The organism is Mesorhizobium sp. M0408 (genome assembly GCF_040321495.1).
Classification (GTDB): Bacteria; Pseudomonadota; Alphaproteobacteria; order Rhizobiales; family Rhizobiaceae; genus Mesorhizobium.
The window spans coordinates 153,078-178,943 of record NZ_JAMYRO010000012.1 but is presented as its reverse complement, the minus strand read 5'-3'; the positions used below and the strand labels follow the sequence as shown (position 1 = coordinate 178,943).

Genomic DNA, 25,866 nt, shown 5'->3' with positions numbered 1-25,866 from the left:
ATGTCGACCAAGCTCATCTATTTCGCCTGGGTGCGCGAGCGGATCGGCAGACCGGAGGAAGAGGTCGAACTGCCGGCCGGCATCGAAACGGTCGCCGACCTGTTGCGCTGGCTGAAATCGCGCGGCGAGGAGTACGAGAACGCGCTGCAATATCCTGACGTGATCCGCGTCGCCATCAACCAGGAACATGTCGAGCACCGCGAGAAGATTGCCGGCGCGCGCGAGATCGCGCTGTTCCCGCCGATGACCGGTGGCTGAACCATGTCCGCGGTGGTGCCGGTCGTGCGCATCCAGGCGGAGGATTTCGACGTCGCCGCCGAGATCGCCAGGCTGACCAGGGGTCGCAACGACATCGGCGCTGTGGTGACCTTCTCCGGCCTCTGCCGCGACGAGCAAGGCAGGCTCTCCGCGCTCGAGCTCGAACATTATCCCGGCATGGCGGAAGCCGAGATTTCCCGCATCGCCGGCGAGGCAATCGAGCGCTGGCCGCTGCAGGGGCTCACCGTCATCCATCGCCACGGCAAGATCGCGCCCGGCGAAAACATCGTGCTGGTAGTGGCGGCTTCCGCCCACCGGCAGGCGGCGTTCGAGGCCGCGAATTTCCTGATGGACTATTTGAAATCACGGGCGCCGTTCTGGAAAAAGGAACACCATAGCGACGGTTCCGAAGGCGGCTGGGTCGACGCCAAGGACGCCGACGACAAGGCGGCGGGCCGCTGGAAGCAGCCGCCGTCCAAATAAATCCCTGCGACAGCCATCCCATACCCTGCCGGCCATTCATTGACCGCAATCCTGCGAGACCCTTGGCCGGAAGGGGAGCAGGATCATGCTGGACAGGATTGCCGAGTTCTTCATCTTCGGGCTCGTGCCGCTGGCCGTCGGCATCCTGGCCGTTCCGGATCATTCCGCCGCTGCCGAAAAGACCCTCAAGGGCGAGGTGATGTATCGCGAGCGCATCGCGCTGCCGCCCAATGCCGTGCTTTCCGTGCAGCTTGCCGACGTGTCGCTGGCCGACGCCCCGGCCGCAATCATCGGCGAGCGCAAGGTGGTGCCGGCCGGCCAGGTGCCGATCAAGTTCGAGATCAGCTTCGATCCGCGGGTGATCCGGCCTGATATGACCTACGCGCTGCAGGCGCGCATCACTGTCGACGACCGGCTGCTATTCGTCACCGATACGCGCCATCAGGTCGACCCGCTCAGCGACGCGCCACAGACCATCATGCTGAAAATGGCGGCGCCGAGCGATGCGCCGGCGGCAGCCTCGGTGTTCGGCCAAAGCTGGCTGGTCGAATATATCGACGGTGTCGGCGTGATTGCCGAGCCGCGGGCGACATTCCGGATCAGCGAAGCCGGCAAGGCCGGCGGCAGCGGCCCTTGCAACGTCTATTTCGCCACTGCCAAGGTAGACGGCTCGACGATCGCCATCAGCGACATCGGCTCGACCTTCAAGGCCTGCGCGCCTCAGGTCATGGCCGAGGAAAAGGCGCTGTTCGAGGCGCTGGCCAAAGCGGCATCCTACCACGTCGACGCCGGCAAGCTTGTCATCATTGACAGCGGCGGCCGCGACATTCTGCGCTTCAACGCCGCGAGCTAGCGCATCACCCAAGCCGATTACTCTCTGCGGCAGCTGCATGCCGATCACGTTGTGTTTCAGCGGGAATAGGCCGGGCAGGGGGCGCGTTAGTTCTTCATAAATGGCGGGTAAGGCAAAAGGGACGTTTGTCCCTTCGTTGAGGCCGCCAGAATGGCTGCGGCTCGTTCTGGCCTTAACTCAAAGGAGTCCAGACATGAAAACGCACACGCTTATCCTTGCCGCCACCGGTGCATCGCTCCTTGCCTTTACCGGCCTTGCCAAGGCGGACGACCATCTCGTCAATGCTCTTGACCACGGTCTCAAAGCGGACAGCCAACCGTTCCAGACCAACAAGGCCGGCCATAGCGGCGATCTCGCACCGGGGCAGGGCAGCCCGTTTTCAGGTGAAGAGACCAAGACCCCGTCCACCGACACGGAAGCGGCGAACGAACATGCGAACGTGAAGGAACGCGAGGCGAAATAGACTGGCAGAACCCGCCGCTAGGGGGCGGCGGGCGACATGTATCGGGCGACGATGCCGCATCTCATGCGATATTTCTCAATTCGTCGCGAGTTTGAATACCGCGCCATAGTGATAGGGCGGCACATCAACCAGCTCGGCGAGCTTGAACCCGCTCGCTTCCACCGACGCGGTGGTCTGTTCGGGTGACAGCCTCAGCTCGGTCTTTGGCCCGCGCGGCTCGCCCAGGACCCTGGTCTGCTCGCGCGGCTGCTGGTGCCAGTTGACGATGGCAAAACGACCGGCAGGGCCAAGCGTCGCGCGCACGGCGCGGGCAAGCCGCGGCCGATCCGGAACGCCGTGGAAAGCGTTGGCGATAAAGACGAAGTCGACGGTTTGAGGCACCAGCCTGGCAAGTTCATAGGCGTCGCCCGCCAAAAACTCGCAATTGCCCGCGCCTCCTTCGGCCAGCCGCCGCCTGGCGACTTCGAGCAGATCGGCATCGATGTCGATGGCGATTACATGACGGGCGACCCTGGCGATTGGCAGCGTGAACCAGCCGTCGCCGCAGCAGAGATCGACCACGTCCGTGCCGGGCTTCATGCCGACTGCCGCCAGGACACTGGCAGGCTCGGGCCACAGCGCTTCCCACCAGCCGCTGGTTGGCATTTCGGTGCCTTGGAAGAAACCGGGAATGGTGCTGGTCATGGCCTGGTCGGCTCCATTGTCGGGACCGCGTTTGATCCGCCCCTCCGAGCTTAACGCACCCGTGACCCGTCGAGGAGCCTGAAGCTGAAAATGTCCGCTACTGCATGTCGCGCAAAAGTGTGCAGCGGTTTTGCGATAACGACATGCATCAAGACAAGAAACCTAAAGCGCGTCGCAAGAGGCCGGTCGAACGCGACGCGCTTTAGCAAAAAAGGCCGGCGTTGCGCCGGCCTCTTTGATGGGGTTCGAGATGCCGGCTCAGCCGACGATCTCGGTGTCCGAGAACCAGTATTTGATCTCCTGCGCGGCGGTTTCCGGCGCATCGGAACCATGCACGGAATTCTCGCCGATCGACAGCGCGTGCAGCTTGCGGATGGTGCCTTCGGCGGCGCTTGCCGGATTGGTGGCGCCCATCACTTCGCGGTTCTTGGCAATGGCGTTCTCGCCTTCCAGTACCTGCACGACTGTCGGGCCCGACGACATGGATTCGACCAGCTCGCCGAAGAACGGACGCTCCTTGTGGACGGCATAGAAACCTTCCGCCTCACGGCGGCTCATCCACACCCGGCGCGAAGCGACGACGCGCAGGCCGGCATCTTCCAGTATCTTGGTGATAGCGCCGGTGAGATTGCGACGGGTCGCGTCCGGCTTGATCATGGAAAAGGTGCGTTCGAGCGCCATGGGATCGTCCTTGTGATGGAGAGTGGAATTGAAGGTGGCGGGCTCTATACAAGCCGCCCGCCGCCTTGCCAAGGGGAGGCCGGCCCGGCGCGCATTTCTGCGCTGGGGCGGCGGACTTTCAAGTCGAACCATGCCGCCGCTCATCTTTTTGCTGAGCATCGGATTTTCCGACAACCGGTACCCACTTTGGATCCGACCGACTGGCCGCCCTATAGCGCGTCGTCGTCAGCCTGACCCAACGTCGTCATAACTGCATCTCGATCGTCAGGTTGGCCGTGTCGCCAGCCCCGAGGCCTTCGCGGACCCGCACCGCGGTCTTGATCGGCAAGAGCAGGCTGCCGGATTTCTTGTCGGGAAACAGCGATGTCCGCCATCTGGTCTGGCCGATGACGGCTTCCACGCCGAGCGAGCCCCAGGGCCGTGCCAGCCCCGTCATCGCCGTCTTGATCCATGCTCCAGGCTCCGGCGGCAGCGTCACGAAATGCCAGCCGCCCTTGCCCGGATAGACCCAGATCTCGGCCTGCACGTCGCAGCGAAACATTCAATGCCCTTCCTCAGATCAAGGCCGTCGCGACTGGCCTTGCCACGGTCTCTTGTTGGCGATGCTGACGATCGGCGAAATCATCCAGAATATCCATTCTGCCCTGCAAGGGAGGAGCGCAAAGAGGATGGCAGCGCCGCCGTTGCACTACCGCCTTATCACGATCGAAGCGCGCCGGACCTCCCAGCCTTCCCGTTCCAGTTCCGGCACGCTGTGTTCCTCCGAGGGATAGCCGACGCAGAAATAACCGATCAGCGTCCACTCCGGCGCCACGTCCAGGATCGTCGCCATCTCAGCCGGATCGAGGATCGAGACCCAGCCCATGCCTATTCCTTCGGCGCGCGCCGCCAGCCACATCGTGTGGACCGCCATGACAGCGGAATAGTCTATGGTGGCTGGCATGGTCAGGCGGCCGAGCCCATGCCCTTGCTCGGTTGCGCGGTCGGCGAAAACCGCAAGCTGGCAGGGCGCCTCATTCAGGCCGGCAAGCTTCAGGCGCGAATACAGGGCGGCGCGTTCACCGCAAAAGCTTTGGAGTGCCTCCGCGTTGCAGCGCTCGAAGCAGGCCCTGACGGCGGCGCGGCATGCTTCGCTCTCGGCGACGACGAAGCGCCAGGGCTGGCTCAGCCCGACGGACGGTGCGGCGCTGGCAAGCTCGAGCAGCCGCTCCAGCGCTCCATCGGGGAGCGGCGTCGGCTTGAATCGCCTGACGTCGCGCCGCCACAGGAAGAGGTTGGCGAGCGCAGCGCGAAAATCGGCCGGGAAATCTGGGTTTGCGGTCATGGCGCGCTGCCTTTGTTGTGATTGCCCGGTTCGCCGGATGTTCGTCTTGTTTGCTTCGATCCAGGCGCTGATGAGGCGCTTCGAGCGACAATTCGTCTACCCGCATTGTCGCATTTCGCCGGCTGGCAACTTTCAGCTAAGGCCGGACGATGTCCCTGCCGGCAACGCCGTGGACCTCGATCGGCAAAACAAAACCCGCCTCGGCAGGCCGGGCGGGGCGTCGGTGCGAATCATCACCATATCGAGTTTAGTAGCATAGCTGCCGGCACAAAGCAAGAACAAAATGTGGCGCCTCCGATGAAAACTGCCGATTTCACCCCTCAAGGGGCAGGCTATCGCAGGTGGAAAGCCGAGGCTTTCGCCCTACGATGTACCCCCACCCCTAACCCCTCCCCACAAGGGGGAGGGAGACTTCCGTTGGCACTGACCTCGGCAAATTGCCTGCCTTTCGGCGCAAAAAGGGGAAGTAAGGGCGTGCGGCAGCGTTCCCTCCCCCTTGTGGGGAGGGTTAGGGTAAGGGTTAGGGTGGGGGTCCATCTTCGTTAAGAATCCAAATGCGATTGCCCTGCCTCAAGGCGGGAGATCGCTGCCGCCGCGACCGTGCGGCCGAAGCCGCCATGCAGATCGAGGCATCGTTCGAACCATTGCGCCACGACATCGGTGTCGTCGAGCAGCCGGTAGGGCGTGGCGATGCGCGCCCATTGCAGCGCGCCGAAAACGATGTAATCGGCAAATAGCGGCGATGGGCCCCCGATGAAGGGCTGATAGCCAAGCATCGAGCGGAGCGGCTCCAGCGAGGCGCGGAAGCCGGCGAGCCCGGCGTCGCGGGTGGCGTAAACCGCCTCCAGGCGCTTGCCGAAGCGCTGCTCGCGGTTCTGCCGGAAATAGGCGGCGTTTGCCTCGTCCTGCATGGCGTGCAGGTCCAGTATCGCAGCGGTGGTGACGTAGGGATGGATGGTCAGCTGCGACCAGCGTTCGATGAAGCGCGCCGTCGCCTTGCCGCCGTCGCCGGAAAACAATGTCGGCCGCTCGGGATAGGCCTCCTCGAGATAGAGCGCGATAGCGAAGGAATCGGCGACCACCGTCTCGCCGTCGCGGATCACCGGAATGAGCTTCGCGACGCCGCCTTCCACCTTCGGCACTTCGAGGAAACGGGTTGGCACGCTGGTGATGTCGAGCCCTTTGTGAGCCAGCGCCATCGCCGCCTTCCAGCAATGTGGGCTGAACGGGCGGGCGGCGTCGCGTCCGACAAGGTCGTAGAGCAGAATGGTCATTGGCGGCAGCGTCCTTGCAGTCTAACTATGGCCGAAACAGACCCGCGCGAAACAGGGTCTCGCAGGTCGAGAGAAGAATGAAACAGCATTTCAGGATGTTTGCGGCCTACAATCAATGGGCCAACGGCCGCATCTACGATGCCGCCGCCGATCTCGATGAGGAAGAGTTCGACCGCAATATCGGCGTCTTCTTCGGTTCGATGATGGGAACGCTCAACCACCTCCTGGCAGCCGACCGTATCTGGATGAAACGCTTCACCGGCGAGGGCGACGCGCCGGCAAGGCTCGACACGATCCTGCACCGCGCCTTGCCAGGCTTGCGGCTGGCGCGCGAGGCCGAGGACAAACGGATCATCGACTGGGTCGACGGCCTGAGCGACAAGGCGCTGTCGGGCCGCTTCTCCTACATGACCGTCTCGGATATGCGCACCGTCTCGCAGCGGCTGGCGCCGGCGCTCGACCACTTCTTCAACCACCAGACCCACCACCGCGGCCAGGCGCATGCGATCCTGACCATTCTGGGCAAGCCAAGCCTCGGACTGGACCTGACGATGTTCCAGCGCAGCGAGGAGGGCAGGGCTTTCGCCTGAACCTGGGGCGGCTGGTGAAGCGGACGGTGGATAGAGGACGATCTGCCGAGATTGCAAAACGCGCCAAAACATTTTATGGAGCGCACGGTCGTGAGGGCGGCCGCTTCAGCAGCATTCAGCAGCAACAGCGAGAATTGGCACGCATGCCCAATGAACCCTTGCGCCTTGTGGCGTTTTTCGCCGTGGTCCTGGCGCTTCTCAACTCCGGTTATTATTTCCACCAGGGCGACATTGTCGCGACCATCTATTTCATGATCGGCGCCATTCTTGTGACCGCGGTCACCCGGATGAGCATCAGAAGGCAGCTGATTTAGGATCCGCCGGGCCAGCACTGATGACCGGAATCCGGCCGGCCATGATGACGAAGAGTCTTGTCAGGCGGCGTAGCCGCCGAGGCCCCGGGCGACCGGCTTGACCGAGACTGCCGGCTGGGCGGCCGGCCAGAGGATGCCTGCCGTCACGGCGAAGGTGATCAGGGCGTCGCGTGCCGCTTCGGCCGAGATATCGCCGGCACGTGCCGCCTCGCAGGCCTTTACCGCGGCGCCATAGCTCAGCCGGCGGCGCGAAGGCGGGAACTCGGTCAGGAATTCGTGCATCTCGGAGAACGAAGCGATCGTACGCTTGTAGCCGGCGCCAACAGTTAGGGCGACCGGGGTGGAAAACGTCCTGTCGTGCATACTGGCCTCTCGAATGGGCGGAGGTCACGGCGGACGCCGTTCTCCGGTCTGGGGGTCGGGCAGAAACGCGGATCACGGCGCGAGGTTCCATGTTGCCGGGATTGTTTTTTCGCCGGCTCCGGGAGCGGTCGCCGGGCGAGCAGCGCCGACGTCGAGGCGGATGCCTATTTCCACATGCCGCGCATGCGGGCGCCGAGGTCGACACGCACCTGCGGCTGGCGGCGCGGATCGTCTCTGGCCTGGACGCTGGCCCATGCCACCTGCTCGAAGGCGCCGAGGATAGAGCGCGGGATGAAGCGCGTGCGCGAGGCGTAGACATGGCGGTCGCCGCGCGCCGCCTGGCCGTGGACGAAAAAGCGATGCGGCATGACCAGGTGCAGGCTGTCCTTGGCCCGCGTCATCGCCACGTAGAGCAGCCGCCGCTCCTCGTCGACGTCCTCCTTGCTGCCGACGCCGAGATCGATCGGGATGCAGCCGTCGACGGTGTTGAGCACGAAGACGTTCTTCCACTCCTGCCCCTTGGCCGAATGGATCGTCGACAGGATCAGATAATCCTCGTCGCGGTGCGGCGGGCCGGCCTCGTCGCTGGTCGCGTCCGGCGGATCGAGTGTCAGCTCGGTGAGGAAGCGCTCGCGCGACGCATAGCCGGAAGCGATCTGCTCGAGCTGCAGGAGATCGGCCCGGCGCGTCGTTGCATCCTCGTGGATACGTTCCAGATGCGGCTCGTACCAGAGCCTGACCTGTTCGATGTCGGCCGGCCATTTTTGCGCGCCGGCGCGCAGGCCGCTATAGAGCGCGACAAAGCCCGGCCAGTCGTCGGCGGCACGCTGCGGCGGCCGATAGCGGGCAAGCCCCATCGTCTCGTCAAGCGAATTTGCCATGGTCTCGACGATCGCATTGGCGGCCGAAGGGCCGATGCCCGGCAGAAGTTGCAGCACGCGAAAGCCGGCGACGCGGTCGCGCGGGTTTTCGGCAAAGCGCAGTACGGCCAGCAAGTCCTTGACGTGAGCTGCATCGAGGAATTTCAGCCCGCCGAACTTGACGAAGGGGATGTTGCGGCGCGTCAGCTCGATCTCCAGCGGGCCGCTATGGTGAGAGGCGCGAAACAGCACCGCCTGTGCTTTGAGAACGGTGCCGGCCTCGCGTTCGGTGAGTATCGCTTGGCAGACATAGCTCGCCTGCTCGGTCTCGTCGCGCACGCTCACCAGCTTCGGCTTTTCCGCCGATTTGCGCTCGGTCCAGAGATTTTTGGTGAAACGTTCCGACGCTTCGCCGATCACCGCATTGGCTGCCGCCAGGATGGTCTCGGTCGAGCGGTAGTTGCGCTCCAGCATGACGACCTCGGCCGGCTGCGCGAACTGCTTCGGAAAATCCAGGATATTGCGCACTTCCGCGGCGCGGAACGAATAGATCGACTGCGCGTCGTCGCCGACCACCGTCAGCCCCGATCCGTCGGGCTTGAGCGCCGTCAGGATCGAGGCCTGCAGCCGGTTGGTGTCCTGGTATTCATCGACCAGCACATGGTCGAAACGTGCACCCAGATGCGCGGCGATTTCCGGCTCGCCGGCCATCTGCGCCCAGTAGAGCAGCAGGTCGTCGTAATCGAGCACGTTCTGCGCCTGCTTGGCCTCGACATATCGGGCGAACAATTGCTTCAGCTGTTCGGCCCAGCCGGCGCACCACGGGAACACCGAACCCAGCACCTCGCCGAGCGGCGCCTGTGCGTTGACGGCGCGCGAATAGATCGCAAGGCAGGTGCCCTTGGTCGGGAAGCGGGCTTCGGTCTTCGAAAACCCAAGCTCGTGGCGGGCGAGGTTCATCAGGTCGGCGGAATCCTCGCGATCGTGGATGGTGAAGGCCGGATCGAGACCGATCTCCAGCGCATAATCGCGCAGCAGCCTGGCGCCGATGCCGTGGAACGTGCCGGCCCAGCTCAGCGCATCGGTAATCACCGAGGCATCGCGCCCCAGCACCTCGCCGGCGATGCGCTCGACCCGCTTGGCCATTTCCGCTGCGGCACGGCGCGAAAATGTCATCAAAAGGATGCGGCGCGGGTCGGCACCCCTGACGATCAGATGCGCGACCCGGTGCGCCAGCGTGTTGGTCTTGCCGGAGCCGGCGCCGGCAATCACCAGCAACGGCCCGGCGATCTTGCCGTCGCCATGTTCGACGGCAAGCCTCTGCTCGGCGTTGAGCTTCGCCAGATAGGCCGGCTGGAAGGACGAATCACGGGCGGCGAGGTTCATCGCCCATCAAGCATCGTTTCTGCTTTGTTCGCAACGGTTTGCGGAGCCGGAATAGGGCCCGTGAGCGAGAAGCCTTGCGGGCAGGCCTGTCGACTAACGCTCGGGCTCGACGCCCATCCTTGCCGATTGCCGCCGCAGCGCCTCGCGATCGTCCTGTGGCGGTGGCAACAGCAGCGGATCAAAATCGTCGGGCACCTCGTCGATCACTTTCTTGGCGACGCGATAGGCAACATAGACGATTGCCCCGGCGATGAGCAGACGGATCATGCCTTCCTCCATTGATTGTGCAGCAACCGGAGACGCGGCATTTTGTTCCCAGGCCCCTTGGCGAATGCGGGAACGACACCGGCCGCGCAACCAAATCGCCGACGCCTCGTTGTCGGGCGAGAGGAGACTGCGATGAAAAAGCGCTCAATCCTGCTGCTTATGGCAGCTCTGACTGTTGCGGGTTGCGACAACAATATCCAGCCGACCAAGGCCCCTGGCGACACGGTCGATCAGAACCCGCAGGTCGACAAGAATCCGGTGCCGAAGTCGACGACCGGCGGCGATCAGCCCGGCACGCCGCCGAAACAATGACCGCCTCAAATGGCGTCGGCGCCGGTCAAGGAAGGTGGCCGGCGCCGCTTGGGAGGAAGCTGATGGCGCCGGCCAGGCGGAGATCAGGCCCGCCGCACATCCAAGGATAGCCGAGTCTTTCCGCAGCGTCATGGTCGATAGCGTACAGACGGCACGCCCCTGTGGACAAACCTGCCGGCCACAGCAGCATTTGTTCATCACATAGTTCGTTCTTCCCAAGGAACAAACCGGGCTCCTGCGTGTTTGGATGTCGATCGGACGCTCCCAAGGCCGCCGTTCACGAAAGAGCCCGCTCTCCTTGTCCCCCCTCAGGATAGCGGGTTCTTTTTGCGTTTTGCGGGAAGTCGCGGCGCGGCGGGCTGACTTGCTTGCCGGTTTTCGCGCCTTATGCGGCGAACCGGGGCTCAAGCCCTTGCGAAGCATGGTTGTCCCGTGCAAAAGCCCGGCCATGCTGATCATCAACGACCTTTCGCTCCGCATGGCCGGACGCCTGCTTCTCGACCATGCCTCACTGACCTTGCCGGCCGGCAGCAAGGCTGGCCTTGTCGGCCGCAACGGCACCGGCAAGACGACCTTGTTCAAGGCGATCACCGGCGATCTCGCCTCCGAAACCGGCTCGATCAGCCTGCCCAAGAACACGCGCATCGGTCAGGTGGCGCAGGAAGCGCCGGGCACCGAGGAGCCGCTGATCGAGATCGTGCTCAAGGCCGATCTTGAACGGAGTGCGCTGCTCGAAGAGGAAAAGACGGCGACCGATCCGCACCGCATCGCCGACATCCACATGCGGCTGGCCGATATCGATGCGCACTCGGCCGAGTCACGCGCGGCCACCATTCTCGCCGGCCTCGGCTTCGACGACGCCGCACAACGGCGCCCGGCCTCGTCCTTCTCCGGCGGCTGGCGCATGCGCGTCGCGCTGGCCGCCGTGTTGTTTGCCGAGCCCGATCTGCTGCTGCTCGACGAGCCGACCAATTATCTCGATCTCGAAGGCACGCTGTGGCTGGAAAACTACGTATCGAAATACCCGCACACCGTGCTGCTGATTTCGCACGATCGCGACCTGCTCAACCGCGCCGTCAACTCGATCGTCCATCTCGACCAGAAGAAGCTGACCTTCTGGCGCGGCGGCTACGACCAGTTCGAGCGTCAATACACCGAGCAGCGCGAATTGCGGGAGAAGGGCCGCGTCAAGCAGGAAGCCGCGCGCAAGCACATGGAATCCTTCGTCGAGCGCTTCCGCGCCAAGGCGTCGAAGGCGAGGCAGGCGCAGTCGCGCATCAAGGCATTGGAGAAGATGAAGCCGATCGCCGCGATCGTGAACGACGCGGTGCGGCCGTTCTCCTTTCCGGAGCCGGTGAAGTCGGTGGCCTCGCCGATCATTGCGCTGAACAACGTCAACGTCGGCTACACCGAGGGCGAGCCGATCCTGAAGAAGATGACGCTGCGCATCGATGCCGACGATCGCATCGCGCTGCTCGGCGCCAACGGCAACGGCAAGTCGACTTTCGCCAAGCTTTTGGCCAGCCGGCTGAAGCCGGAGACCGGCAGCATGACGGTGGCGCCCGGGCTGAAGGTAGCAATCTTCGCCCAGCACCAGCTCGACGACCTCAGGCCCGACGAAAACGCCTATGAGCATGTCCGCCGGCTGATGCCGGAGGCGCCGGAATCCAAGGTGCGCGGCCGCGTCGCCCAGTTCGGCCTGACCACCGAAAAGATGAATACCGCCGCCAAGGATCTGTCTGGCGGCGAAAAGGCGCGGCTCCTGATGGGCCTGTCGGCCTTCGAGGGGCCGAACCTGTTCATCCTCGACGAGCCGACCAACCATCTTGATATCGACAGCCGTGAATCGCTGATCCATGCGCTGAACGATTTTCCCGGCGCGGTCATCCTGATCTCGCACGACCGCCATCTGCTCGAAGCGACCGCCGACCGGCTGTGGCTGGTCAAGGACGGCGCGGTTAATCCGTATGACGGCGATCTCGAGGATTACAAGACGCTGGTCACCGGCGTCTCCGGCGACCGCCGCGGCAAGCGCGAGGCGGACAAAGCGTCGAAGGCCGACCGCCGCCGCGATGCAGCCGCGCGCCGCGCCGCCTTCGAGCCGCTGGCCAAGGAAATCCGCGCCACCGAAGCGCTGATGGACCGCCTCCGCAAGCGCATCGACCTGATCGAGGACGAGCTCGCCAATCCGGCCGTCTACGAAAAGGACCCCTCGACCGCGACAAGGCTGGCCAAGGAGCGCTCACAACTTGCGCAACAGCTGGCCGGCCATGAGGAAAAATGGCTGTCGATGTCGGCGGAGTACGAGGAAGGCACGGCGGAGTAGGAGAGCGTAATCTCCCCGCTCGTGGGTTCCCGCCAGCCTGACAGCCATTTGGAGCCGCCGGTCGTTGGAGTTTGATCAAGAGCGAGTCACACCGACGACGTTGCGATCCTTCACGCCCCCCTCTGTCCTGCCGGACATCTCCCCCACTTGGGGGGAGATTGGCTCGTCATCTGGCCCTACACCTGGTTGTCCAAAGCAGCTAGTTTGACCCCATGAATCAGCATGCCAAACTCAAAATCGGCCATTCGGCCTGTCCGCATGATTGTCCGTCGACCTGCGCGCTCGAGGTCGAGCTGCTCGACGCCAGGCGCATCGGCCGCGTCCATGGCGCCAAGGCCAACAGCTATACGGCCGGCGTCATCTGCGCCAAGGTCGCCCGTTACGCCGATCGCGTCCATCATCCCGACCGCCTGCTGAAGCCGCTGGTCCGGGCCGGCGCCAAGGGCGACGGCGCCTGGAAGGAAGCGAGCTGGGAGGCGGCGCTCGATCTGGTCGCTGAAAAATTCATCGCGGCGGAGGCAAAATACGGCTCGGAGACGGTCTGGCCCTATTACTATGCCGGCACCATGGGGCTGGTGCAGCGCGACGGCATCGAGCGGCTCAGGCACGCCAAGAAATACTCCGGCTTCTTCGGTTCGATCTGCACCAATCTGGCCTGGACCGGCTGGATGATGGGCGCCGGCGCGCTGCGCGGCCCCGACCCGCGCGAAATGGCAAAGTCCGACTGCGTGGTGATCTGGGGCACCAACGCCGTGGTCACGCAGGTCAACGTCATGACCCACGCCATCAAGGCGCGCAAGGAACGCGGCGCCAAGATCGTCGTCATCGACGTCTACGAAAATGCAACGATGAAGCAGGCCGATCTCGGCCTGGTGCTGAAGCCCGGCACCGACGGCGCGCTGGCCTGCGCGGTGATGCACGTGCTGTTCCGTGACGGCATGGCCGACCGCGCCTATCTGGAAAAATACACCGACGATCCGCACGGTCTGGAAGCGCATCTCAAGACGCGGACGCCGCAATGGGCCGCTGACATCACCGGGCTTTCCGTCGACGAAATCGAGGCCTTCGCCCGCCTCGTCGGCACGACGAAGAAGACCTATTTCCGCCTCGGCTACGGTTTTTCGCGGCAGCGTAACGGTTCGGTCAACATGCATGCCGCAGCCTCGATCGCGGCGGTCACCGGCTGCTGGCAGTATGAGGGAGGCGGCGCCTTCCATACCAATTCGGGCATCTTCAAGCTCAACCAGGAACTGCTCGAAGGCACGCGGATGCGCGACCCCGCGATCCGTCATCTCGACCATTCGCGCATCGGCCCGGTGCTGACCGGGGCTGAGGATGCGCTCTATGGCGGCCCGCCGGTGACGGCGCTGCTGATCCAGAACACCAATCCGGTCAATGTCGCGCCGGAGCAGCGGCTGGTGAAGCAAGGTTTTCTGCGCGACGATCTGTTTTCCTGCGTGCACGAGCAGTTCATGACCGACACCGCCAAGCTCGCCGATGTGGTGCTGCCGGCGACGATGTTTCTCGAGCATGACGACGTCTACAAGGGCGGCGGCAACCAGCACATCACACTCGGGCCGAAGCTGATCGACCCGCCGGAAGGCCCGCGCACCAACCATTTCGTTGTCGAGGAGTTGGGCAAGCGCCTCGGCGTTGCCGACATGCCGGGCTTCGGCCTGACAGAACAGCAGCACATCGACATCATCCTGGGCAAGCGCGGGCTGGGCAGTTTCGACAGTCTGAAGGAAGACAAATGGGTCGACCTGCAGCCGGATTTCGAGGCGGCGCATTTCCTCGACGGCTTCGGCCATGCCGACAAGAAGTTCCATTTCCGCGCCAACTGGACCGGGCAGGCAGCGCCCAACCGGCCGCCGAAAAGCATGGGCCTCTTCGGGCCTGTGCAGCGGCTGCCGGAATTTCCCGATCACGTCGACCTGATCGAGGTGGCGGACGCGGCGCACCCGTTCCGGCTGACCACCTCGCCGGCGCGCAATTTCCTCAATTCGACCTTTGCCGAAACGCCGGTGTCCAAAGCCAAGGAGAGGCGGCCGGAACTGCTGCTGCATCCCGACGACGCCGCAGCTCTCGGGCTTGCCGATGGCGGCCGTGTCGAGGTCGGCAACCAGCGTGGCGAAGTGGTGCTGCACGCAAAGCTGTTCGACGGCATCAAGCGCGGCGTCGTCGTCGCCGAAGGCATCTGGCCCAACAGCGCCCATGAGCGCGGCGAGGGCATCAACGTGCTGACCGGCGCCGATGCGCCGGCGCCCTATGGCGGCGCCGCCTTCCACGACAACAAGGTCTGGCTGCGCCCGGCGGATTGAGCGTCGGAACGATATCTCCATCCGGCCGTTTTCGCGTGGCGGGTGGAGGCATTGTCATGGCAGAAGTGTTGCCGGCGCCGGATCCCATCGGAAGGACACTGTCGTCCGGCGAACTCGTAACCACGATGTCCCACTTTCATCGCGCCGAGATTGCGCGCATGGCTGGGTGGCGTGACCGCCTGGACCGGACGAGCAACTGGGCGATAACCGTTGTCGCAGCCATGCTGTCCGTTTCGCTTTCGACAGCCAGCGCTCACCATGGCGTGTTGCTGTTTGCCATGCTGCTTGTTCTGCTGCTGCTGTGGATAGAGGCCCGCCGATATCGCTTCTTCGACTTCTATCGGGCTCGCGTGCGCCAGTTCGAACGGCACTATTTCGCGCAGATATTCTCGCCGCAGCCGGACTTCGCGTCCGATTGGCTGTTGATCGTCGGCGAGAGCCTGCGCGCGCCGAAATTCCTGATTTCGCAACGCGTGGCTTTGGCGCGCCGCCTGCGTCGCAATTACATTTACATGCTGCTGATTCTGCTGCTGGCCTGGATCCTCAAACTGTCGACCCCCAGTCTTCTGGCCGAAGGCGTCCGCATCGGCTTCGTCGGGTCGATGCGTGAGGCCGTCGCCAGTGCTGCCCTGGGTCCCGTTCCTGGTGGCGCCATCGTCGTGCTGGTCGCCGTCCTCTATGCAGGCCTGCTGGTGACAGCCTTTCTGACAGAGAGCGACGACGGCGAACTCTCCTTCGGTGACGTCCACGTCTAGCAACGCAACGCCCTGTCGCGCGTTGTTGGACACGTGCATTGGGCGATGGGGGTTTCATGGCTTGGCAGGCTCCGACACGTTCAAGCCTGACACTGCTGGTTTGCGCTTTCGTCCCCGCGGGCGCGGCCTGGGCAGCGGAGACGCTCGTTGTCGGTACCCGGGCCTCCGGCATGGGTGGTTCGGGCGAAGGCGCTTTCGTCGCCGAGATCGTGCTTCTGCTGCTTGTTGGGCGCGGCCTGGGCGAAGTGCTGCAGCGTTATGGCCAGCCGGCAATCATGGGCCAACTGATCGGCGGCATCCTGCTCGGTCCTTCGCTGTTCGGCTGGCTGTGGCCGTCGGCCCAGCACCTGATCTTTCCCAGTGATCCTGCGCAAAAGGGCATGATCGACGCCGTCTCGCAGCTCGGCATCCTGATGCTGCTTTTGCTGACCGGCATGGAGACGGACCTGCGGCTGGTGCGCCGGGTTGGCGCGGCCTGTTTTTCCATTTCGGCTACCGGCGTCGTGGTGCCCTTCATCTGCGGTTTCGCGCTGGCGCAGTTCCTGCCGGACGCATTGCTGGCTGACCCCACGCAACGTACCGTCGCCGGGCTGTTCCTGGGCACCGCGCTGTCGATCTCGTCGGTCAAGATCGTCGCCATGGTGGTGCGCGAGATGAACTTCATGCGCCGCAACCTCGGACAGGTGATTATTTCCTCGGCAATCATCGAGGACACGATCGGCTGGCTGGTCATCGCCGTAACCTTCGGCATCGCCACCAATGGCAGGCTGCAGCTCGTACCGCTGGTGACCACCATCGCCGCCGTGGCACTGTTCATGGTGTTCTCCTTCACCATTGGCCGCCGTCTTGTCTTCACCTTGATCCGCTGGACCAACGATCAATTCCGCAGCGAGTTTGCGGTGATCACCATGATCCTCATCATCATGGGCGTGATGGCGCTGATCACCAACATGATAGGCGTCCATACCGTGCTGGGGGCGTTCGTCGCCGGTATCCTTGTCGGGGAATCGCCCATCCTCTCCAGCCATATCGAAGGCCAGCTTCGCGGCGTCATCACCGCGCTGTTCATGCCGATCTTCTTCGGCATGGCGGGGCTTTCCGCCGATCTCACCGTGCTCGCCGATCCAACCCTTGCCATGCTGACGGGCGCTCTCGTGGTCATCGCCAGCATCGGCAAGTTTGGCGGCGCGTTCATCGGCGCCAGGCTCGCCGGCATGTCGTTCAAGGAAGCAATCGCCGTCGGCAGTGCCATGAACGCGCGCGGCTCGACCGAGGTGATCGTCGCCAGCATCGGCCTGTCGATGAACATCCTGTCGCACAATCTCTTCACCATGATCGTTACCATGGCCGTGATCACCACGCTGGCCATGCCGCCGATGCTGCGCTGGGCGCTCGGCCGGCTGCCGGTTGGGCACGATGAGCAGCAGCGGGTCGAGCGCGAGGCGTTGGACGAATACGGCTTCATTTCCAGGCTGGAGCGGCTGCTGGTGCTGGTCGACGACAGCAGGATCGGCAAGTTCACCGCCTATCTCGCCGGACTGGTCGGCGGAGGCAGCGGCATGCCCACCACCTTGCTTCAGCCGAAGGACGGCCGAATGGACAGGCCAACCGACAGCAAAGGACAGGAGCGCACCCTGAAGGAAATCAAGAAGGGTGCAAAAAAAAGCGCCCGGGCGGTGAAACGGATTGAAGATACGCTTGTCGGCAAAGTCCACCTGACGGCCCGCACCGAATTGGAAGCCACCGGTGAGACGATCGCCGAAGAGGCCCGCAAGGGATACGGCCTGCTGCTGGTCGGGCTTGACAATGTGCTGACCGCCGATGGCGCCTTTGCGCCGGCCCTCAACGACATCGCCGGAGGATTTGACGGCCCGCTTTGCCTGGTCCTGAATGGTGGCAATGCTGCCGAAAAGATGCCGACTCTGAAGGCCGGCACCAGCATTCTCGTCCCCGTCAACGGTACCCAAGTGGCGCGTCGCGCCGCCGACTTGGCGCTGGCGCTGGCCCGTCCAAACCGGGCGCGGGTCAAGATACTTTACGTCTCGCAAACGGCAGCCAAGGGCCGAAGATTGACATCCGTGTCGCATAGCCGCGAAGAGGCCGTCCTGAAAGACATCGCTGATCTGGCGGGCCGCTACGGCCTGCATATCGACACAGCGTTCCATACCCGCGTCACACCCGACAAGGCGATCACCCGGGAGGCGGCCAAAGGCGCGGCGATCGTCGTGATGGGCGTCACCCAACGTCCGGGTGAGGACCTGTTCTTCGGTGAAACCGCCGGCGCTGTTTTAGCCGCCTGCAACTGCCCCGTCGTGCTTCTGGCCAGCGCGCGGCCCAAGCACGACGCCGCTGGCGCTGAGCTGGCAGCGTGAATTTCACGGCGCATTGATCCGTCGGCAGGAATGTCGATCGAGCTTCTGAAAGCGCTTATCAGCCAAACGTAAAAGAACTCGAACCGAACGGTTCGGTTCTGTTGACAGAGAGTGCAGGAAAGGGTGAACGCCGGCTCAAAGAATGTTCGCGCGGCAAATCACCACTGACCGCATAACTAGTTGAAAAGAAATAAGAACATTGTGGCGCCAGGAGCTGCATGTCGAATTTCAAGCGGCCAATTTGGCGCACCCGTACAAAATTTTCGTGATTGGAAACGACAGACTTGCCGACCCATCTCGGGGTGGTCCGAGCGACGCGAATTCCTCCCGAGGCACGCCACTTGACGGACAGACCAAAGAACTACCGGAGTACCCGAAATGACCAAGCTCGCTCTTACCGCCGCCGCCGCCATCCTCGTTGCCACCGGCACTGCTTTTGCCGGCAGCGACCATTATGGCTCGGACAACGTCAACCAGCCGGCCGCTGCTGCTGCTGCCAACGTCGACAACACCTTCACCGGTTCGATCCGCAAGCCAGTTACTTCCGAGCATACCGGTGCCAAGATAACCTCCGAGTCGGTGGCGCCTGAATCCGGCCAAGGCATCTGGGGCCGCTGATTATCACGGCCCGCACCACAAAGAGCGGCGGGCTTGGCCCGCTACTCTTGCTTTCGCGTATCAACGGGCGTGTGCGCCGAATAGCATCCTGCGCCAATCGAATACTTTGATTTGCAGGTTTCATCTGTAGCCACAATCTCGGTTGCTGAAATCGTCCAGCAACGTGCACATCGGAAAAGCCGGGTGCGTATTCGTCGGCGCGGACAGCGCTCTCATCTCGAATGCGTCGAAAGCAACGACAACTCACGAATGACCAGTACACTGGAGTACCTGAAATGACCAAGATTGCTCTTACCGTCGCCACCATCGTCCTCGTCGCCACGGGCAGCGCCTTTGCAGGCAGTGATCACTATGGTTCGGACGGCGTCAACCAGCCGGCCGCGGCTGTTGGCAACGCGCCTGTCGGCACCATCGACAGCGGGTTTACCGGTTCCATCCGCAAGCCGCTGACGACCGAGCACAACGCCGTCGACACCGAGGCGACGACCCGGTTCGGCACGGATCAACCCGTAGTGCCCCAATCTGGCCGGGGCAACTGGGGCCGATAGTTCCTCAAACCCCGGAGCACGAAGAGCGGCGGGCTTGGCCCGCCGTTTTTGTTTGGGCAAAGCCCGGTCGGTCGAAAGGATCGGCGATCCCCGGGCCTGTTGGTAAATCCCTAACGCAGATCCTTCGGCCAAATGCAGTGCGTCAGCCGGGCGCTGCCGAAGGTGAGACCGGCCCAATCGCCATCGACGTCGAACCGAGCCAGGGCCGCGGTGGGGTATTTTTCCGCCAGTTTTTTCAGCGCCGCTTCATCAGATCCAGCCCCGGCAAGACCGCGCGCGAACTCCTCCAACCCGGGATTGTGGCCAAGCACCAGCAGCGTTCCGGTCCCCGCCTTCACTTGCCGCACCTTGGCGAGGATGTCCGCCGCCGCTGCCTCGTAAAGCGCCTGGGCAGATTTGGCCTGCACCTTCGCCGGCAATTCCGCCGAGATCAGCCGCCACGTGTCGCGGGTGCGCAGCGCCGGCGACACCAGCGCCAGCTCCGGCAGCCAGCCGCGCCGGGCCAGTTCGCGCCCGACCAGTGGTGCTGCCTTCAGCCCGCGCGCGGACAGCGGCCGGTCGAAGTCGATGAGGTCGGGATCGTCCCAACTCGACTTGGCGTGACGCAGGAGCAGCAGTTGCTTCATGGATTCAACTCAAGTCCAAGGGATGTCGGGCTGAAAGTCTTTCCCATATCCGCCGCCATGTCTTGCACCTGTGACGGTATCAAAACTCGCCCAAAGTGCACCAAAGATGAACAGGCCTACACGCCGTTCATCTTTATCCCATCTGACCAAAATGTCTGCTTCAGTGATGGCCCAATCGCCCGATCGAACGTGAATTGCACCGACGACGGGACCTACTCGTCCGTCCTCGATCCGACAGAGATAAAAATATGCCGTGGCACTTTTCGGATCGCCCGCCTCGTCGTACTCGAAGACGCCGGCGAGATCACGCTTTGTCCGGATCGCGCTGTCGAAAACGTCCATTGATCTATTCTGTCATTCCCCGGCGATTAATTGGCCGTTTCCGCGGACCCTTACGGCGTGATCCGTGCCAGATGCTCGAGATCGGTCTCTTCGCGCAGCGGGTCGGGCGCGATCACCACTGACGTGGCGTTGTCGGCATCGTCGGCGAAGCGCGAAAACACCGTGCGGCCGCCTTCCATTCGCGCCTTGCCTTCGGCGACAAGGCCCAACGCCAGCGGATAAAGTTGGTGCTCGGCCTTGAGCACGCGCGCGGCCAGCGTATCCTCATTGTCGCCAACCATCACCGGCACGGCGGCCTGGGCGATGATCGGCCCGTCATCCATGTCGAGCGTGACGAAATGCACCGTGCAGCCATGGATGCGCATGCCTGCGCGGAGGGCCCGCGCATGCGTATCCAGCCCCTTGAAGGCAGGCAGCAGGGCAGGGTGGATATTGATCATGCGGCCCTGCCACTTCTCGACGAAGCGCGCGCCGAGGATGCGCATATAGCCGGCCAGCGCGACGATCTGGGCGCCGAACGACAAGAGGGCCGCATCGATCGCCTCGTCATGCGCTTGCTTGCTGGCATAGTCGGAGCGCGAAATCACTCTGGTGGCGATGCCGCGCGCCGCGGCGATGCCAAGGCCGGCGGCATTGGCGCGGTCGGAGATGACGCCGACGATCTCGGCCGGATAGGCCGGGTTGCTCGCCGCCGCAACCAGCGCCGTCATGTTGGAGCCGCGCCCCGAGATCAGTACGACCGTCCGTTTCCTGGTCATAGGCCAATCGAGCCCCGATAGATGACGCCGGCATCGCGGCGCGGCACGATCTGGCCGATCGGCGTCACCGTCTCGCCGGCCTCCTGCAGAACGGCAGCGACCTGCGCCGCCTGGCCGGAGGCGACGACCAGGATCATGCCGATGCCGCAATTGAAGGTGCGCATCATCTCTTCCGGCGCGACGCCGCCGGTCTTGGCCAGCCACGAGAACACCGGCGGCACCTCGATGGCGCCGAGATCGAGCTCGGCCGAAAAATCCTTGGGCAGAACGCGCGGGATATTTTCGGGAAAGCCGCCGCCAGTGATATGGGCCAGCGCCTTGATGCCATGTGTGTTGCGGATCGCCTTGAGGATCGACTTGACGTAGATGCGCGTCGGCTCGAGCAGCGCCTCCGCCAGCGTCGCCTCGTCATTGAACGGCGCCGGATCGCCCCAGCCAAGGCCGCTTACGGCGACGATGCGGCGGACCAGCGAAAAGCCGTTCGAATGCAGGCCCGACGAGGCGAGGCCGAGCAGCACGTCGCCTTCGACGATGTCGTCGGTCGGCAGCAGCTGGCCGCGTTCGGCGGCACCGACGGCAAAGCCGGCAAGGTCATAATCCTTGTCGTGATACATGCCGGGCATTTCCGCCGTCTCGCCGCCGATCAGCGCGCAACCGGCCTGCCGGCAGCCCTCGGCGATGCCGCCGACGATCGAAGCACCCTGGTCGGGATCGAGCTTGCCGGTGGCGAAATAGTCGAGGAAGAACAGCGGCTCGGCGCCCTGCACGACGATGTCGTTGACGCACATGGCGACGAGGTCGATGCCAATCGTGTCATGCTTGCCGGCGTCGATGGCGATCTTCAGCTTGGTGCCGACGCCGTCATTGGCGGCGACCAGCACCGGATCGGTGAAGCCGGCTGCCTTGAGGTCGAACAGGCCGCCGAAGCCGCCGATCTCGCCATCGGCGCCCGGCCGGCGGGTGGCGCGCACCAGCGGCTTGATCTTCTCGACCATGAGGTTGCCGGCATCGATGTCGACGCCCGCTTCGGCATAGGTGAGCCCGTTCTTGCGCTTGCTCATTTCCGGCGCCTGCTCATCTGTTGCGCTTGCCTGTCGCTGTTTTCACTCGCGTGCGGGCTCTTCGCATGAACGGTTTTGCCCCGCAAGGCAAGCGCGCGATGATGGTGTTTCAGTTGGATAACGGCGGAACCGGGCGTGATACACTCCAACAGTAAAAAGAAATCCCTGCCAGAATTGCGGCGAGGCCTCCGACGGTGGCAAGAGACCTGATCTCACCGTCGAAGGGCAGGGTCCCATACGAGAAGCCGGCGGCGATCAAAGCCGCCGCGGCAGTCCACAGACCTGGATTTGCAGCGACTGACCTTGAGAAAACGAACGCGACGACAGCGGCGGTCAGCCAGAGGGGCCAAGAGACGACCACGCCTACGGCCAGATAAAGAGCGAAGGTCGAAAGAAGATCCTGCGCTGCCACGTTGCGGTGCGAGGCTCCGAAAAATGCGAAGACCAAAAGACTTTCCGTCAGTCCGGCCAGATAACAAAGCGTTACTCGCCAAGCGATTGTGATTCTCTGCGCCATCGTCATTCAGCAGTGGGGAAATAGGCTGTCGCTTCACGGGCTCTTCGCATGAACGGCCGCACCTCGCAAGGATGACGGCGGGATCAGACGGTCTTGGCTCGACAAAGGAGTGGACAGTCGCCCAAGGTGCCCCCTTATGGACGCCCCTCTCGTTCCGCCAGAACCATGTCGACGCGGTCGAGTTGTGCCTTGGCATAGCTGCTCAGCGCTATTCCGCTATTGTTCGTTCGGATCCAGTGCACGGCCTGCCTCACCCTCTCGTAGTGCCCGAGTTCGATTTCGCAGGCAATCAGCGCGAGGATTCGAACTGCGAAGGGCTGTGTGAATTCGTAAGGTTTGTCGAGCAACTCGCTATGTCCGGCGACGTAACTGGTGAGGTCCGGGTTCTGAGCCCTGATCCGTCGCGCCAGCTCGACATATTTCCCCAGCAACCTATCTATGTTCGTCTGGTCAAGGTGCTCGAAGTAACGAGCATAAGCTTTCAGCTCATTGTTAAATATCGTTTCAGGATGAAACTGCGACAGTCCGGGCCAGATCCATTTTTTGCCGTACAGCCTTTCAAGCAACGGCCTGACGGTAAGAAAGTCCAGGTAAACGAGCATGTTCAAATGAACATCGCCATGGCTTGCAGTAAAGGCCTCTTCGAGAATCAGGCTGATATCGTCGCTCCGGTCGACTTCGAAGACGCCTTTCCGGATGCGGCGAAAGCCATGTCCCGTCATGAACGTATCGAGATACTTACGCGCTTCGCCAACGGCCAAAGACAAGGTTCCACTCCCTCTCTGTTGCGCATCGTGCCTTGCTAGCGCCCTATTAGTCCATCCACAGCGCGCCTTGTTTCCTAACGGCCAAAGGATAGCGCGCTTCGGGCTCGCTTCCATTTGGTTGGTTCAACGCTGGCTATTCTTCACGCCCCTCTGCGTTGATTGCAAATTGCGCGGCGAAAGCCCGGATATAAGCCGGCCGAGCTTCCCCGCGCGCTACATAGGCAGCCAAGTTTTGATATTCGTCCAAAATGCCTGACATTCTTAGTCGCAGCAGCACCGATACCATCAATAAATCGCCTGCGCTGAACGTATCATCGAGCCAGTCGGCGACGCCCAAGTGGGCCGAGAGTTTGTCCAGCCGAGCGCGAACACGGTCCTTTACCAACGGCAAGCGCTCCTCGCTCCAAGGCTTGTCACGTTCGAATATTCTTGCCGTCGTTAATTCGAGGATCGGCGGCTCGACGGTGTTAAGTGCGGCAAACATCCACGTGATCGCACGCGCGCGGGCATTGCGATCCTTCGGCAGCAATCCCGCATGCTGCTCAGCAAGGTGAAAGACGATCGAGCCGGTTTCGAACAGCGAGAGAGAACCTTCCTCATAGGTGGGGATCTGGCCGAAGGGATGGATGGCCAGATGGCCAGGCGCCTTCATTTCTGCGAAGGAAACAAGACGAACCTCATACGGCTGCCCCACTTCTTCGAGCGCCCAGCGAACGCGCGTATCGCGCGCCAGTCCCTTGCCGCCATCGGGCGATCGTTCAAATGCTGTGATAGTGATTGTCATCGCGTCCGTTTCCTCGCTGGGCAAATTTCCTCGGCTTCCTATCGTGAGACGAATGAGCCTCCCCGAAATCGACATCGGTCTTGACCTATTTCATTGCTGGCGCCCTCGTGGGGAGATTGGCAGCTTCTGTGTCGCTTCTCACTTGCCGTAACCCTCCATCTCCATCATGTATCGACAAACAAGAGCGACGGGATATGCGTTTGACCATCCCCAACATGATCACGATCATGCGCTTCGTGCTGGTGCCGGCCGTGGTGCTGGCCATGCTGCAGGAACGCTGGGACTGGGCGTTTGCCGGCTTCCTCATTGCCGGCATTTCCGACGGCGTCGACGGCTTCATCGCCCGTCATTTCAACCAGTTTTCTAGGCTCGGCGCCTATCTCGATCCGATGGCCGACAAGCTGCTGCTGGTCTCGGTTTTCGTGGTCCTGGGCTTCAGCGGCGAACTGCCGCTGTGGCTGGTCGTTACCATGGTGTCGCGCGACGCACTGATCGTCTGCGCCGTGCTTTTATCCACCGTCATGGCGCATCCGGTCGAGATGAAGCCGCTCCTGGTGTCGAAGGCCAACACCGCGATCCAGATCGTGCTGGCGGCAGTGGTGTTGGGCGAACTCGCCTTCGACATCCGTCTCGATCCGCTGAGGCCGGCCCTCATATTGCTGTCCGGGGTCTTGACCGTGGCTTCGGCCGCGGCCTATCTCGTGGCTTGGCTGAGGCATATGAGCGGCTATGGCGAAGGCTCCACACCCGGCACCTGAACACGGGGCACCTGACCACCGGGCACCTGACGAACGGTCCATCGACGCCGAGGCCGAAGCCGCGGCAGCGGAGGCTGCGGCATCGGCGTCGTTTCGCCGCCAGATCCGCTTCTGGCTGGTCAGCGCCATCATCCTCGCCGTCTTCCTCTATGTCTTCAGCGGCATCCTTCTGCCGTTCGTCGCCGGCATGGTGCTCGCCTATTTCCTCGATCCTGTGGCCGACCGGCTGGAGCGGCTCGGCCTGTCCAGGCTGATGGCAACGGTGGTCATCCTCATCGCCTTCATCGTCGTCCTGGTGCTGGCCGTCGTCATCCTGGTTCCGGTGCTCGCCTCGCAGATGGCTGATTTCGCCAGCAAGCTGCCGGACTATCTGACCCGGCTGCAGGGCCTGATCACCAGCTTCGACCCGAAATGGCTGGAAGAGAAATTCGGCGTCGACGCCAACGGCCTGCGCGAAGGCCTGAACTCGCTGCTGACCTCCGGCTTCGGCCTCCTGACCACCGTCTTCACCTCGATCTGGAGCTCCGGCGTGGCGCTGGTCTCGGTGGTCAGCCTGTTCGTGGTGACGCCGGTCGTCGCCTTCTACATGCTGCTCGACTGGGACCGCATGGTGACAATCGTCGACAGCTGGGTGCCGCGCGATTACGTCAAGACCGTCAGGACGATCGCCAGGGACATCAACACGGCAACCGCCGGCTTCGTGCGCGGACAGGGCACGCTGTGCCTGGTGCTCGGCGCCATGTACGCCACCGGCCTGACACTGACGGGCCTGAATTTCGGCATCCTCATCGGTCTGTTCGCCGGGCTGATCTCCTTCATCCCCTATGTCGGCTCGCTGACCGGCCTGGTGCTGGCCGTCGGCGTCGCCTTCGTCCAGTTCTGGCCAGACTGGACCATGATCGCGGCGGTGGCCGGTGTGTTCTTCGTCGGCCAGTTCATCGAGGGCAACATCCTGCAGCCCAGGCTGGTCGGCAAAAGCGTTGGCCTGCATCCGGTATGGCTGATGTTTGCGCTGTTTGCCTTCGGCGCGCTGTTCGGCTTCGTCGGCCTGCTGATTGCCGTGCCGGCTTCCGCCGCCGTTGCCGTTCTGGTGCGTTTCGCCATCGCCCGCTATCTGGAATCGCCGCTCTACAAGGGCCATGCCGACGAGCCGGTGCCGCCGCTGCAGGTGCGGCGCCGCGGGGGCGCGCGCGGTTGAGCC

Annotated in this window: 30 protein-coding genes; 15 read left to right on the top strand and 15 right to left on the bottom strand. The window is 63.2% G+C overall.

Annotated elements, in window-relative coordinates; all coding sequences use genetic code 11:
• The 4 genes from moaD (at position 1) to NKI67_RS16560 (ending at position 2,057) form a co-directional block, all read left to right on the top strand.
• A complete protein-coding gene (gene moaD / locus NKI67_RS16575) occupies positions 1–258 on the top strand; it encodes a molybdopterin converting factor subunit 1 (RefSeq protein WP_023677674.1) in 258 nt (85 codons plus the stop codon).
• Between the two features lie 3 nt (positions 259–261).
• A complete protein-coding gene (locus tag NKI67_RS16570; RefSeq protein WP_023677673.1) occupies positions 262–741 on the top strand; it encodes a molybdenum cofactor biosynthesis protein MoaE in 480 nt (159 codons plus the stop codon).
• Positions 742–826: 85 nt separating this feature from the next.
• Positions 827–1,594, top strand: coding sequence for a YbaY family lipoprotein (locus tag NKI67_RS16565; protein WP_023677672.1), 768 nt, complete (start codon positions 827–829; stop codon positions 1,592–1,594).
• 193 nt (positions 1,595–1,787) lie between these two features.
• A complete protein-coding gene (locus NKI67_RS16560; RefSeq protein WP_023677671.1) occupies positions 1,788–2,057 on the top strand; it encodes a hypothetical protein in 270 nt (89 codons plus the stop codon).
• A gap of 75 nt (positions 2,058–2,132) precedes the next feature.
• Here NKI67_RS16560 and NKI67_RS16555 read toward each other — a convergent pair whose 3' ends face one another.
• From NKI67_RS16555 to NKI67_RS16535, 5 genes are all read right to left on the bottom strand, one after another.
• A complete protein-coding gene (locus NKI67_RS16555; RefSeq protein ID WP_031212008.1) occupies positions 2,133–2,741 on the bottom strand; it encodes a class I SAM-dependent methyltransferase in 609 nt (202 codons plus the stop codon).
• 258 nt (positions 2,742–2,999) lie between these two features.
• On the bottom strand, positions 3,000–3,422 hold the full coding sequence (ndk, locus tag NKI67_RS16550; RefSeq protein ID WP_023677669.1) for a nucleoside-diphosphate kinase: 423 nt from the start codon (positions 3,420–3,422) through the stop codon (positions 3,000–3,002).
• 244 nt (positions 3,423–3,666) lie between these two features.
• Positions 3,667–3,963, bottom strand: a complete 297-nt coding sequence (locus NKI67_RS16545; protein ID WP_023677668.1) for a DUF1905 domain-containing protein — start codon at positions 3,961–3,963, stop codon at positions 3,667–3,669.
• A 147-nt stretch (positions 3,964–4,110) separates the two neighbouring features.
• Entirely contained in the window at positions 4,111–4,746 is a 636-nt protein-coding gene (bluB, locus tag NKI67_RS16540; protein WP_023677667.1) for a 5,6-dimethylbenzimidazole synthase, read from the bottom strand.
• A 542-nt stretch (positions 4,747–5,288) separates the two neighbouring features.
• Complete coding sequence (locus NKI67_RS16535; protein WP_023677665.1) at positions 5,289–6,020, bottom strand: glutathione S-transferase family protein; 732 nt, start codon at positions 6,018–6,020, stop codon at positions 5,289–5,291.
• Positions 6,021–6,097: 77 nt separating this feature from the next.
• Here NKI67_RS16535 and NKI67_RS16530 point away from each other — a divergent pair, with 77 nt between their 5' ends.
• Both NKI67_RS16530 and NKI67_RS16525 read left to right on the top strand, forming a co-directional pair.
• Positions 6,098–6,610, top strand: a complete 513-nt coding sequence (locus tag NKI67_RS16530) for a DinB family protein (protein WP_352457652.1) — start codon at positions 6,098–6,100, stop codon at positions 6,608–6,610.
• 14 nt (positions 6,611–6,624) lie between these two features.
• Complete coding sequence (locus tag NKI67_RS16525) at positions 6,625–6,924, top strand: hypothetical protein (RefSeq protein ID WP_156937369.1); 300 nt, start codon at positions 6,625–6,627, stop codon at positions 6,922–6,924.
• A gap of 60 nt (positions 6,925–6,984) precedes the next feature.
• Here NKI67_RS16525 and NKI67_RS16520 read toward each other — a convergent pair whose 3' ends face one another.
• The 3 genes from NKI67_RS16520 to NKI67_RS16510 form a co-directional block, all read right to left on the bottom strand.
• Positions 6,985–7,287, bottom strand: coding sequence for a DUF982 domain-containing protein (locus NKI67_RS16520; RefSeq protein ID WP_023677662.1), 303 nt, complete (start codon positions 7,285–7,287; stop codon positions 6,985–6,987).
• A gap of 164 nt (positions 7,288–7,451) precedes the next feature.
• On the bottom strand, positions 7,452–9,533 hold the full coding sequence (locus NKI67_RS16515; protein WP_352646004.1) for an ATP-dependent helicase: 2,082 nt from the start codon (positions 9,531–9,533) through the stop codon (positions 7,452–7,454).
• A gap of 93 nt (positions 9,534–9,626) precedes the next feature.
• Positions 9,627–9,800 (bottom strand): hypothetical protein, encoded by a 174-nt coding sequence (locus NKI67_RS16510; protein ID WP_023677660.1) that lies wholly within the window; start codon positions 9,798–9,800, stop codon positions 9,627–9,629.
• Positions 9,801–9,932: 132 nt separating this feature from the next.
• Between NKI67_RS16510 and NKI67_RS16505 the strand changes: the two genes are divergently transcribed.
• From NKI67_RS16505 to NKI67_RS16475, 7 genes are all read left to right on the top strand, one after another.
• The gene (locus NKI67_RS16505) at positions 9,933–10,112 is read left to right on the top strand and encodes a hypothetical protein (RefSeq protein ID WP_023677659.1); all 180 of its coding nucleotides are present in this window, start codon (positions 9,933–9,935) and stop codon (positions 10,110–10,112) included.
• Between the two features lie 448 nt (positions 10,113–10,560).
• A complete protein-coding gene (locus tag NKI67_RS16500) occupies positions 10,561–12,438 on the top strand; it encodes an ABC-F family ATP-binding cassette domain-containing protein (RefSeq protein ID WP_352646002.1) in 1,878 nt (625 codons plus the stop codon).
• Positions 12,439–12,650: 212 nt separating this feature from the next.
• Entirely contained in the window at positions 12,651–14,759 is a 2,109-nt protein-coding gene (locus NKI67_RS16495; RefSeq protein ID WP_352646000.1) for a molybdopterin-containing oxidoreductase family protein, read from the top strand.
• Between the two features lie 56 nt (positions 14,760–14,815).
• Positions 14,816–15,514 (top strand): DUF2270 domain-containing protein, encoded by a 699-nt coding sequence (locus tag NKI67_RS16490; protein ID WP_352622363.1) that lies wholly within the window; start codon positions 14,816–14,818, stop codon positions 15,512–15,514.
• Positions 15,515–15,684: 170 nt separating this feature from the next.
• A complete protein-coding gene (locus NKI67_RS16485) occupies positions 15,685–17,886 on the top strand; it encodes a cation:proton antiporter domain-containing protein (protein WP_502909345.1) in 2,202 nt (733 codons plus the stop codon).
• Positions 17,887–18,264: 378 nt separating this feature from the next.
• On the top strand, positions 18,265–18,504 hold the full coding sequence (locus tag NKI67_RS16480) for a DUF680 domain-containing protein (protein ID WP_023677654.1): 240 nt from the start codon (positions 18,265–18,267) through the stop codon (positions 18,502–18,504).
• A gap of 275 nt (positions 18,505–18,779) precedes the next feature.
• Positions 18,780–19,052 carry a DUF680 domain-containing protein gene (locus NKI67_RS16475; protein WP_023677653.1) on the top strand — a complete coding sequence of 91 codons (273 nt, stop codon included), beginning with the start codon at positions 18,780–18,782 and terminating at the stop codon, positions 19,050–19,052.
• A 110-nt stretch (positions 19,053–19,162) separates the two neighbouring features.
• Here NKI67_RS16475 and NKI67_RS16470 read toward each other — a convergent pair whose 3' ends face one another.
• The 7 genes from NKI67_RS16470 to NKI67_RS16440 form a co-directional block, all read right to left on the bottom strand.
• Positions 19,163–19,678, bottom strand: coding sequence for a SixA phosphatase family protein (locus tag NKI67_RS16470; RefSeq protein WP_352645997.1), 516 nt, complete (start codon positions 19,676–19,678; stop codon positions 19,163–19,165).
• Between the two features lie 9 nt (positions 19,679–19,687).
• A complete protein-coding gene (locus tag NKI67_RS16465; protein WP_023677651.1) occupies positions 19,688–20,020 on the bottom strand; it encodes a hypothetical protein in 333 nt (110 codons plus the stop codon).
• 50 nt (positions 20,021–20,070) lie between these two features.
• Positions 20,071–20,778 carry a phosphoribosylglycinamide formyltransferase gene (gene purN / locus NKI67_RS16460; RefSeq protein WP_023677650.1) on the bottom strand — a complete coding sequence of 236 codons (708 nt, stop codon included), beginning with the start codon at positions 20,776–20,778 and terminating at the stop codon, positions 20,071–20,073.
• Positions 20,775–21,839 (bottom strand): phosphoribosylformylglycinamidine cyclo-ligase, encoded by a 1,065-nt coding sequence (gene purM, locus NKI67_RS16455; protein WP_023677649.1) that lies wholly within the window; start codon positions 21,837–21,839, stop codon positions 20,775–20,777. Before purM ends, purN begins: the two co-directional genes overlap by 4 nt.
• A gap of 109 nt (positions 21,840–21,948) precedes the next feature.
• A complete protein-coding gene (locus tag NKI67_RS16450; protein ID WP_156937368.1) occupies positions 21,949–22,356 on the bottom strand; it encodes a hypothetical protein in 408 nt (135 codons plus the stop codon).
• A 134-nt stretch (positions 22,357–22,490) separates the two neighbouring features.
• The gene (locus NKI67_RS16445) at positions 22,491–23,123 is read right to left on the bottom strand and encodes a hypothetical protein (RefSeq protein ID WP_352645995.1); all 633 of its coding nucleotides are present in this window, start codon (positions 23,121–23,123) and stop codon (positions 22,491–22,493) included.
• Positions 23,124–23,256: 133 nt separating this feature from the next.
• Entirely contained in the window at positions 23,257–23,907 is a 651-nt protein-coding gene (locus NKI67_RS16440; protein ID WP_352645993.1) for a glutathione S-transferase family protein, read from the bottom strand.
• 200 nt (positions 23,908–24,107) lie between these two features.
• Between NKI67_RS16440 and NKI67_RS16435 the strand changes: the two genes are divergently transcribed.
• Together NKI67_RS16435 and NKI67_RS16430 are read left to right on the top strand one after the other, a co-directional pair.
• Positions 24,108–24,665: a CDP-alcohol phosphatidyltransferase family protein gene (locus NKI67_RS16435; RefSeq protein WP_023677645.1), complete on the top strand. Its 558-nt coding sequence runs from the start codon at positions 24,108–24,110 to the stop codon at positions 24,663–24,665.
• Positions 24,637–25,863 carry an AI-2E family transporter gene (locus NKI67_RS16430; protein WP_352645991.1) on the top strand — a complete coding sequence of 409 codons (1,227 nt, stop codon included), beginning with the start codon at positions 24,637–24,639 and terminating at the stop codon, positions 25,861–25,863. The genes NKI67_RS16435 and NKI67_RS16430 overlap by 29 nt, the downstream gene beginning before the upstream one ends.
• The last annotated feature ends 3 nt before the right edge of the window (positions 25,864–25,866 follow it).

Bases quoted from the DNA above. Each gene is read 5' to 3' on its own strand.
- moaD (WP_023677674.1), top strand. From the start codon at position 1: ATGTCGACCAAGCTCATCTATTTCGCCTGGGTGCGCGAGCGGATCGGC.
- NKI67_RS16570 (WP_023677673.1), top strand. From the start codon at position 262: ATGTCCGCGGTGGTGCCGGTCGTGCGCATCCAGGCGGAGGATTTCGAC.
- NKI67_RS16565 (WP_023677672.1), top strand. From the start codon at position 827: ATGCTGGACAGGATTGCCGAGTTCTTCATCTTCGGGCTCGTGCCGCTG.
- NKI67_RS16560 (WP_023677671.1), top strand. From the start codon at position 1,788: ATGAAAACGCACACGCTTATCCTTGCCGCCACCGGTGCATCGCTCCTT.
- NKI67_RS16555 (WP_031212008.1), bottom strand. From the start codon at position 2,741: ATGACCAGCACCATTCCCGGTTTCTTCCAAGGCACCGAAATGCCAACC.
- ndk (WP_023677669.1), bottom strand. From the start codon at position 3,422: ATGGCGCTCGAACGCACCTTTTCCATGATCAAGCCGGACGCGACCCGT.
- NKI67_RS16545 (WP_023677668.1), bottom strand. From the start codon at position 3,963: ATGTTTCGCTGCGACGTGCAGGCCGAGATCTGGGTCTATCCGGGCAAG.
- bluB (WP_023677667.1), bottom strand. From the start codon at position 4,746: ATGACCGCAAACCCAGATTTCCCGGCCGATTTTCGCGCTGCGCTCGCC.
- NKI67_RS16535 (WP_023677665.1), bottom strand. From the start codon at position 6,020: ATGACCATTCTGCTCTACGACCTTGTCGGACGCGACGCCGCCCGCCCG.
- NKI67_RS16530 (WP_352457652.1), top strand. From the start codon at position 6,098: ATGAAACAGCATTTCAGGATGTTTGCGGCCTACAATCAATGGGCCAAC.
- NKI67_RS16520 (WP_023677662.1), bottom strand. From the start codon at position 7,287: ATGCACGACAGGACGTTTTCCACCCCGGTCGCCCTAACTGTTGGCGCC.
- NKI67_RS16515 (WP_352646004.1), bottom strand. From the start codon at position 9,533: ATGAACCTCGCCGCCCGTGATTCGTCCTTCCAGCCGGCCTATCTGGCG.
- NKI67_RS16510 (WP_023677660.1), bottom strand. From the start codon at position 9,800: ATGATCCGTCTGCTCATCGCCGGGGCAATCGTCTATGTTGCCTATCGC.
- NKI67_RS16505 (WP_023677659.1), top strand. From the start codon at position 9,933: ATGAAAAAGCGCTCAATCCTGCTGCTTATGGCAGCTCTGACTGTTGCG.
- NKI67_RS16500 (WP_352646002.1), top strand. From the start codon at position 10,561: ATGCTGATCATCAACGACCTTTCGCTCCGCATGGCCGGACGCCTGCTT.
- NKI67_RS16495 (WP_352646000.1), top strand. From the start codon at position 12,651: ATGAATCAGCATGCCAAACTCAAAATCGGCCATTCGGCCTGTCCGCAT.
- NKI67_RS16490 (WP_352622363.1), top strand. From the start codon at position 14,816: ATGGCAGAAGTGTTGCCGGCGCCGGATCCCATCGGAAGGACACTGTCG.
- NKI67_RS16485 (WP_502909345.1), top strand. From the start codon at position 15,685: ATGGGTGGTTCGGGCGAAGGCGCTTTCGTCGCCGAGATCGTGCTTCTG.
- NKI67_RS16480 (WP_023677654.1), top strand. From the start codon at position 18,265: ATGACCAAGCTCGCTCTTACCGCCGCCGCCGCCATCCTCGTTGCCACC.
- NKI67_RS16475 (WP_023677653.1), top strand. From the start codon at position 18,780: ATGACCAAGATTGCTCTTACCGTCGCCACCATCGTCCTCGTCGCCACG.
- NKI67_RS16470 (WP_352645997.1), bottom strand. From the start codon at position 19,678: ATGAAGCAACTGCTGCTCCTGCGTCACGCCAAGTCGAGTTGGGACGAT.
- NKI67_RS16465 (WP_023677651.1), bottom strand. From the start codon at position 20,020: ATGGACGTTTTCGACAGCGCGATCCGGACAAAGCGTGATCTCGCCGGC.
- purN (WP_023677650.1), bottom strand. From the start codon at position 20,778: ATGACCAGGAAACGGACGGTCGTACTGATCTCGGGGCGCGGCTCCAAC.
- purM (WP_023677649.1), bottom strand. From the start codon at position 21,839: ATGAGCAAGCGCAAGAACGGGCTCACCTATGCCGAAGCGGGCGTCGAC.
- NKI67_RS16450 (WP_156937368.1), bottom strand. From the start codon at position 22,356: ATGGCGCAGAGAATCACAATCGCTTGGCGAGTAACGCTTTGTTATCTG.
- NKI67_RS16440 (WP_352645993.1), bottom strand. From the start codon at position 23,907: ATGACAATCACTATCACAGCATTTGAACGATCGCCCGATGGCGGCAAG.
- NKI67_RS16430 (WP_352645991.1), top strand. From the start codon at position 24,637: ATGGCGAAGGCTCCACACCCGGCACCTGAACACGGGGCACCTGACCAC.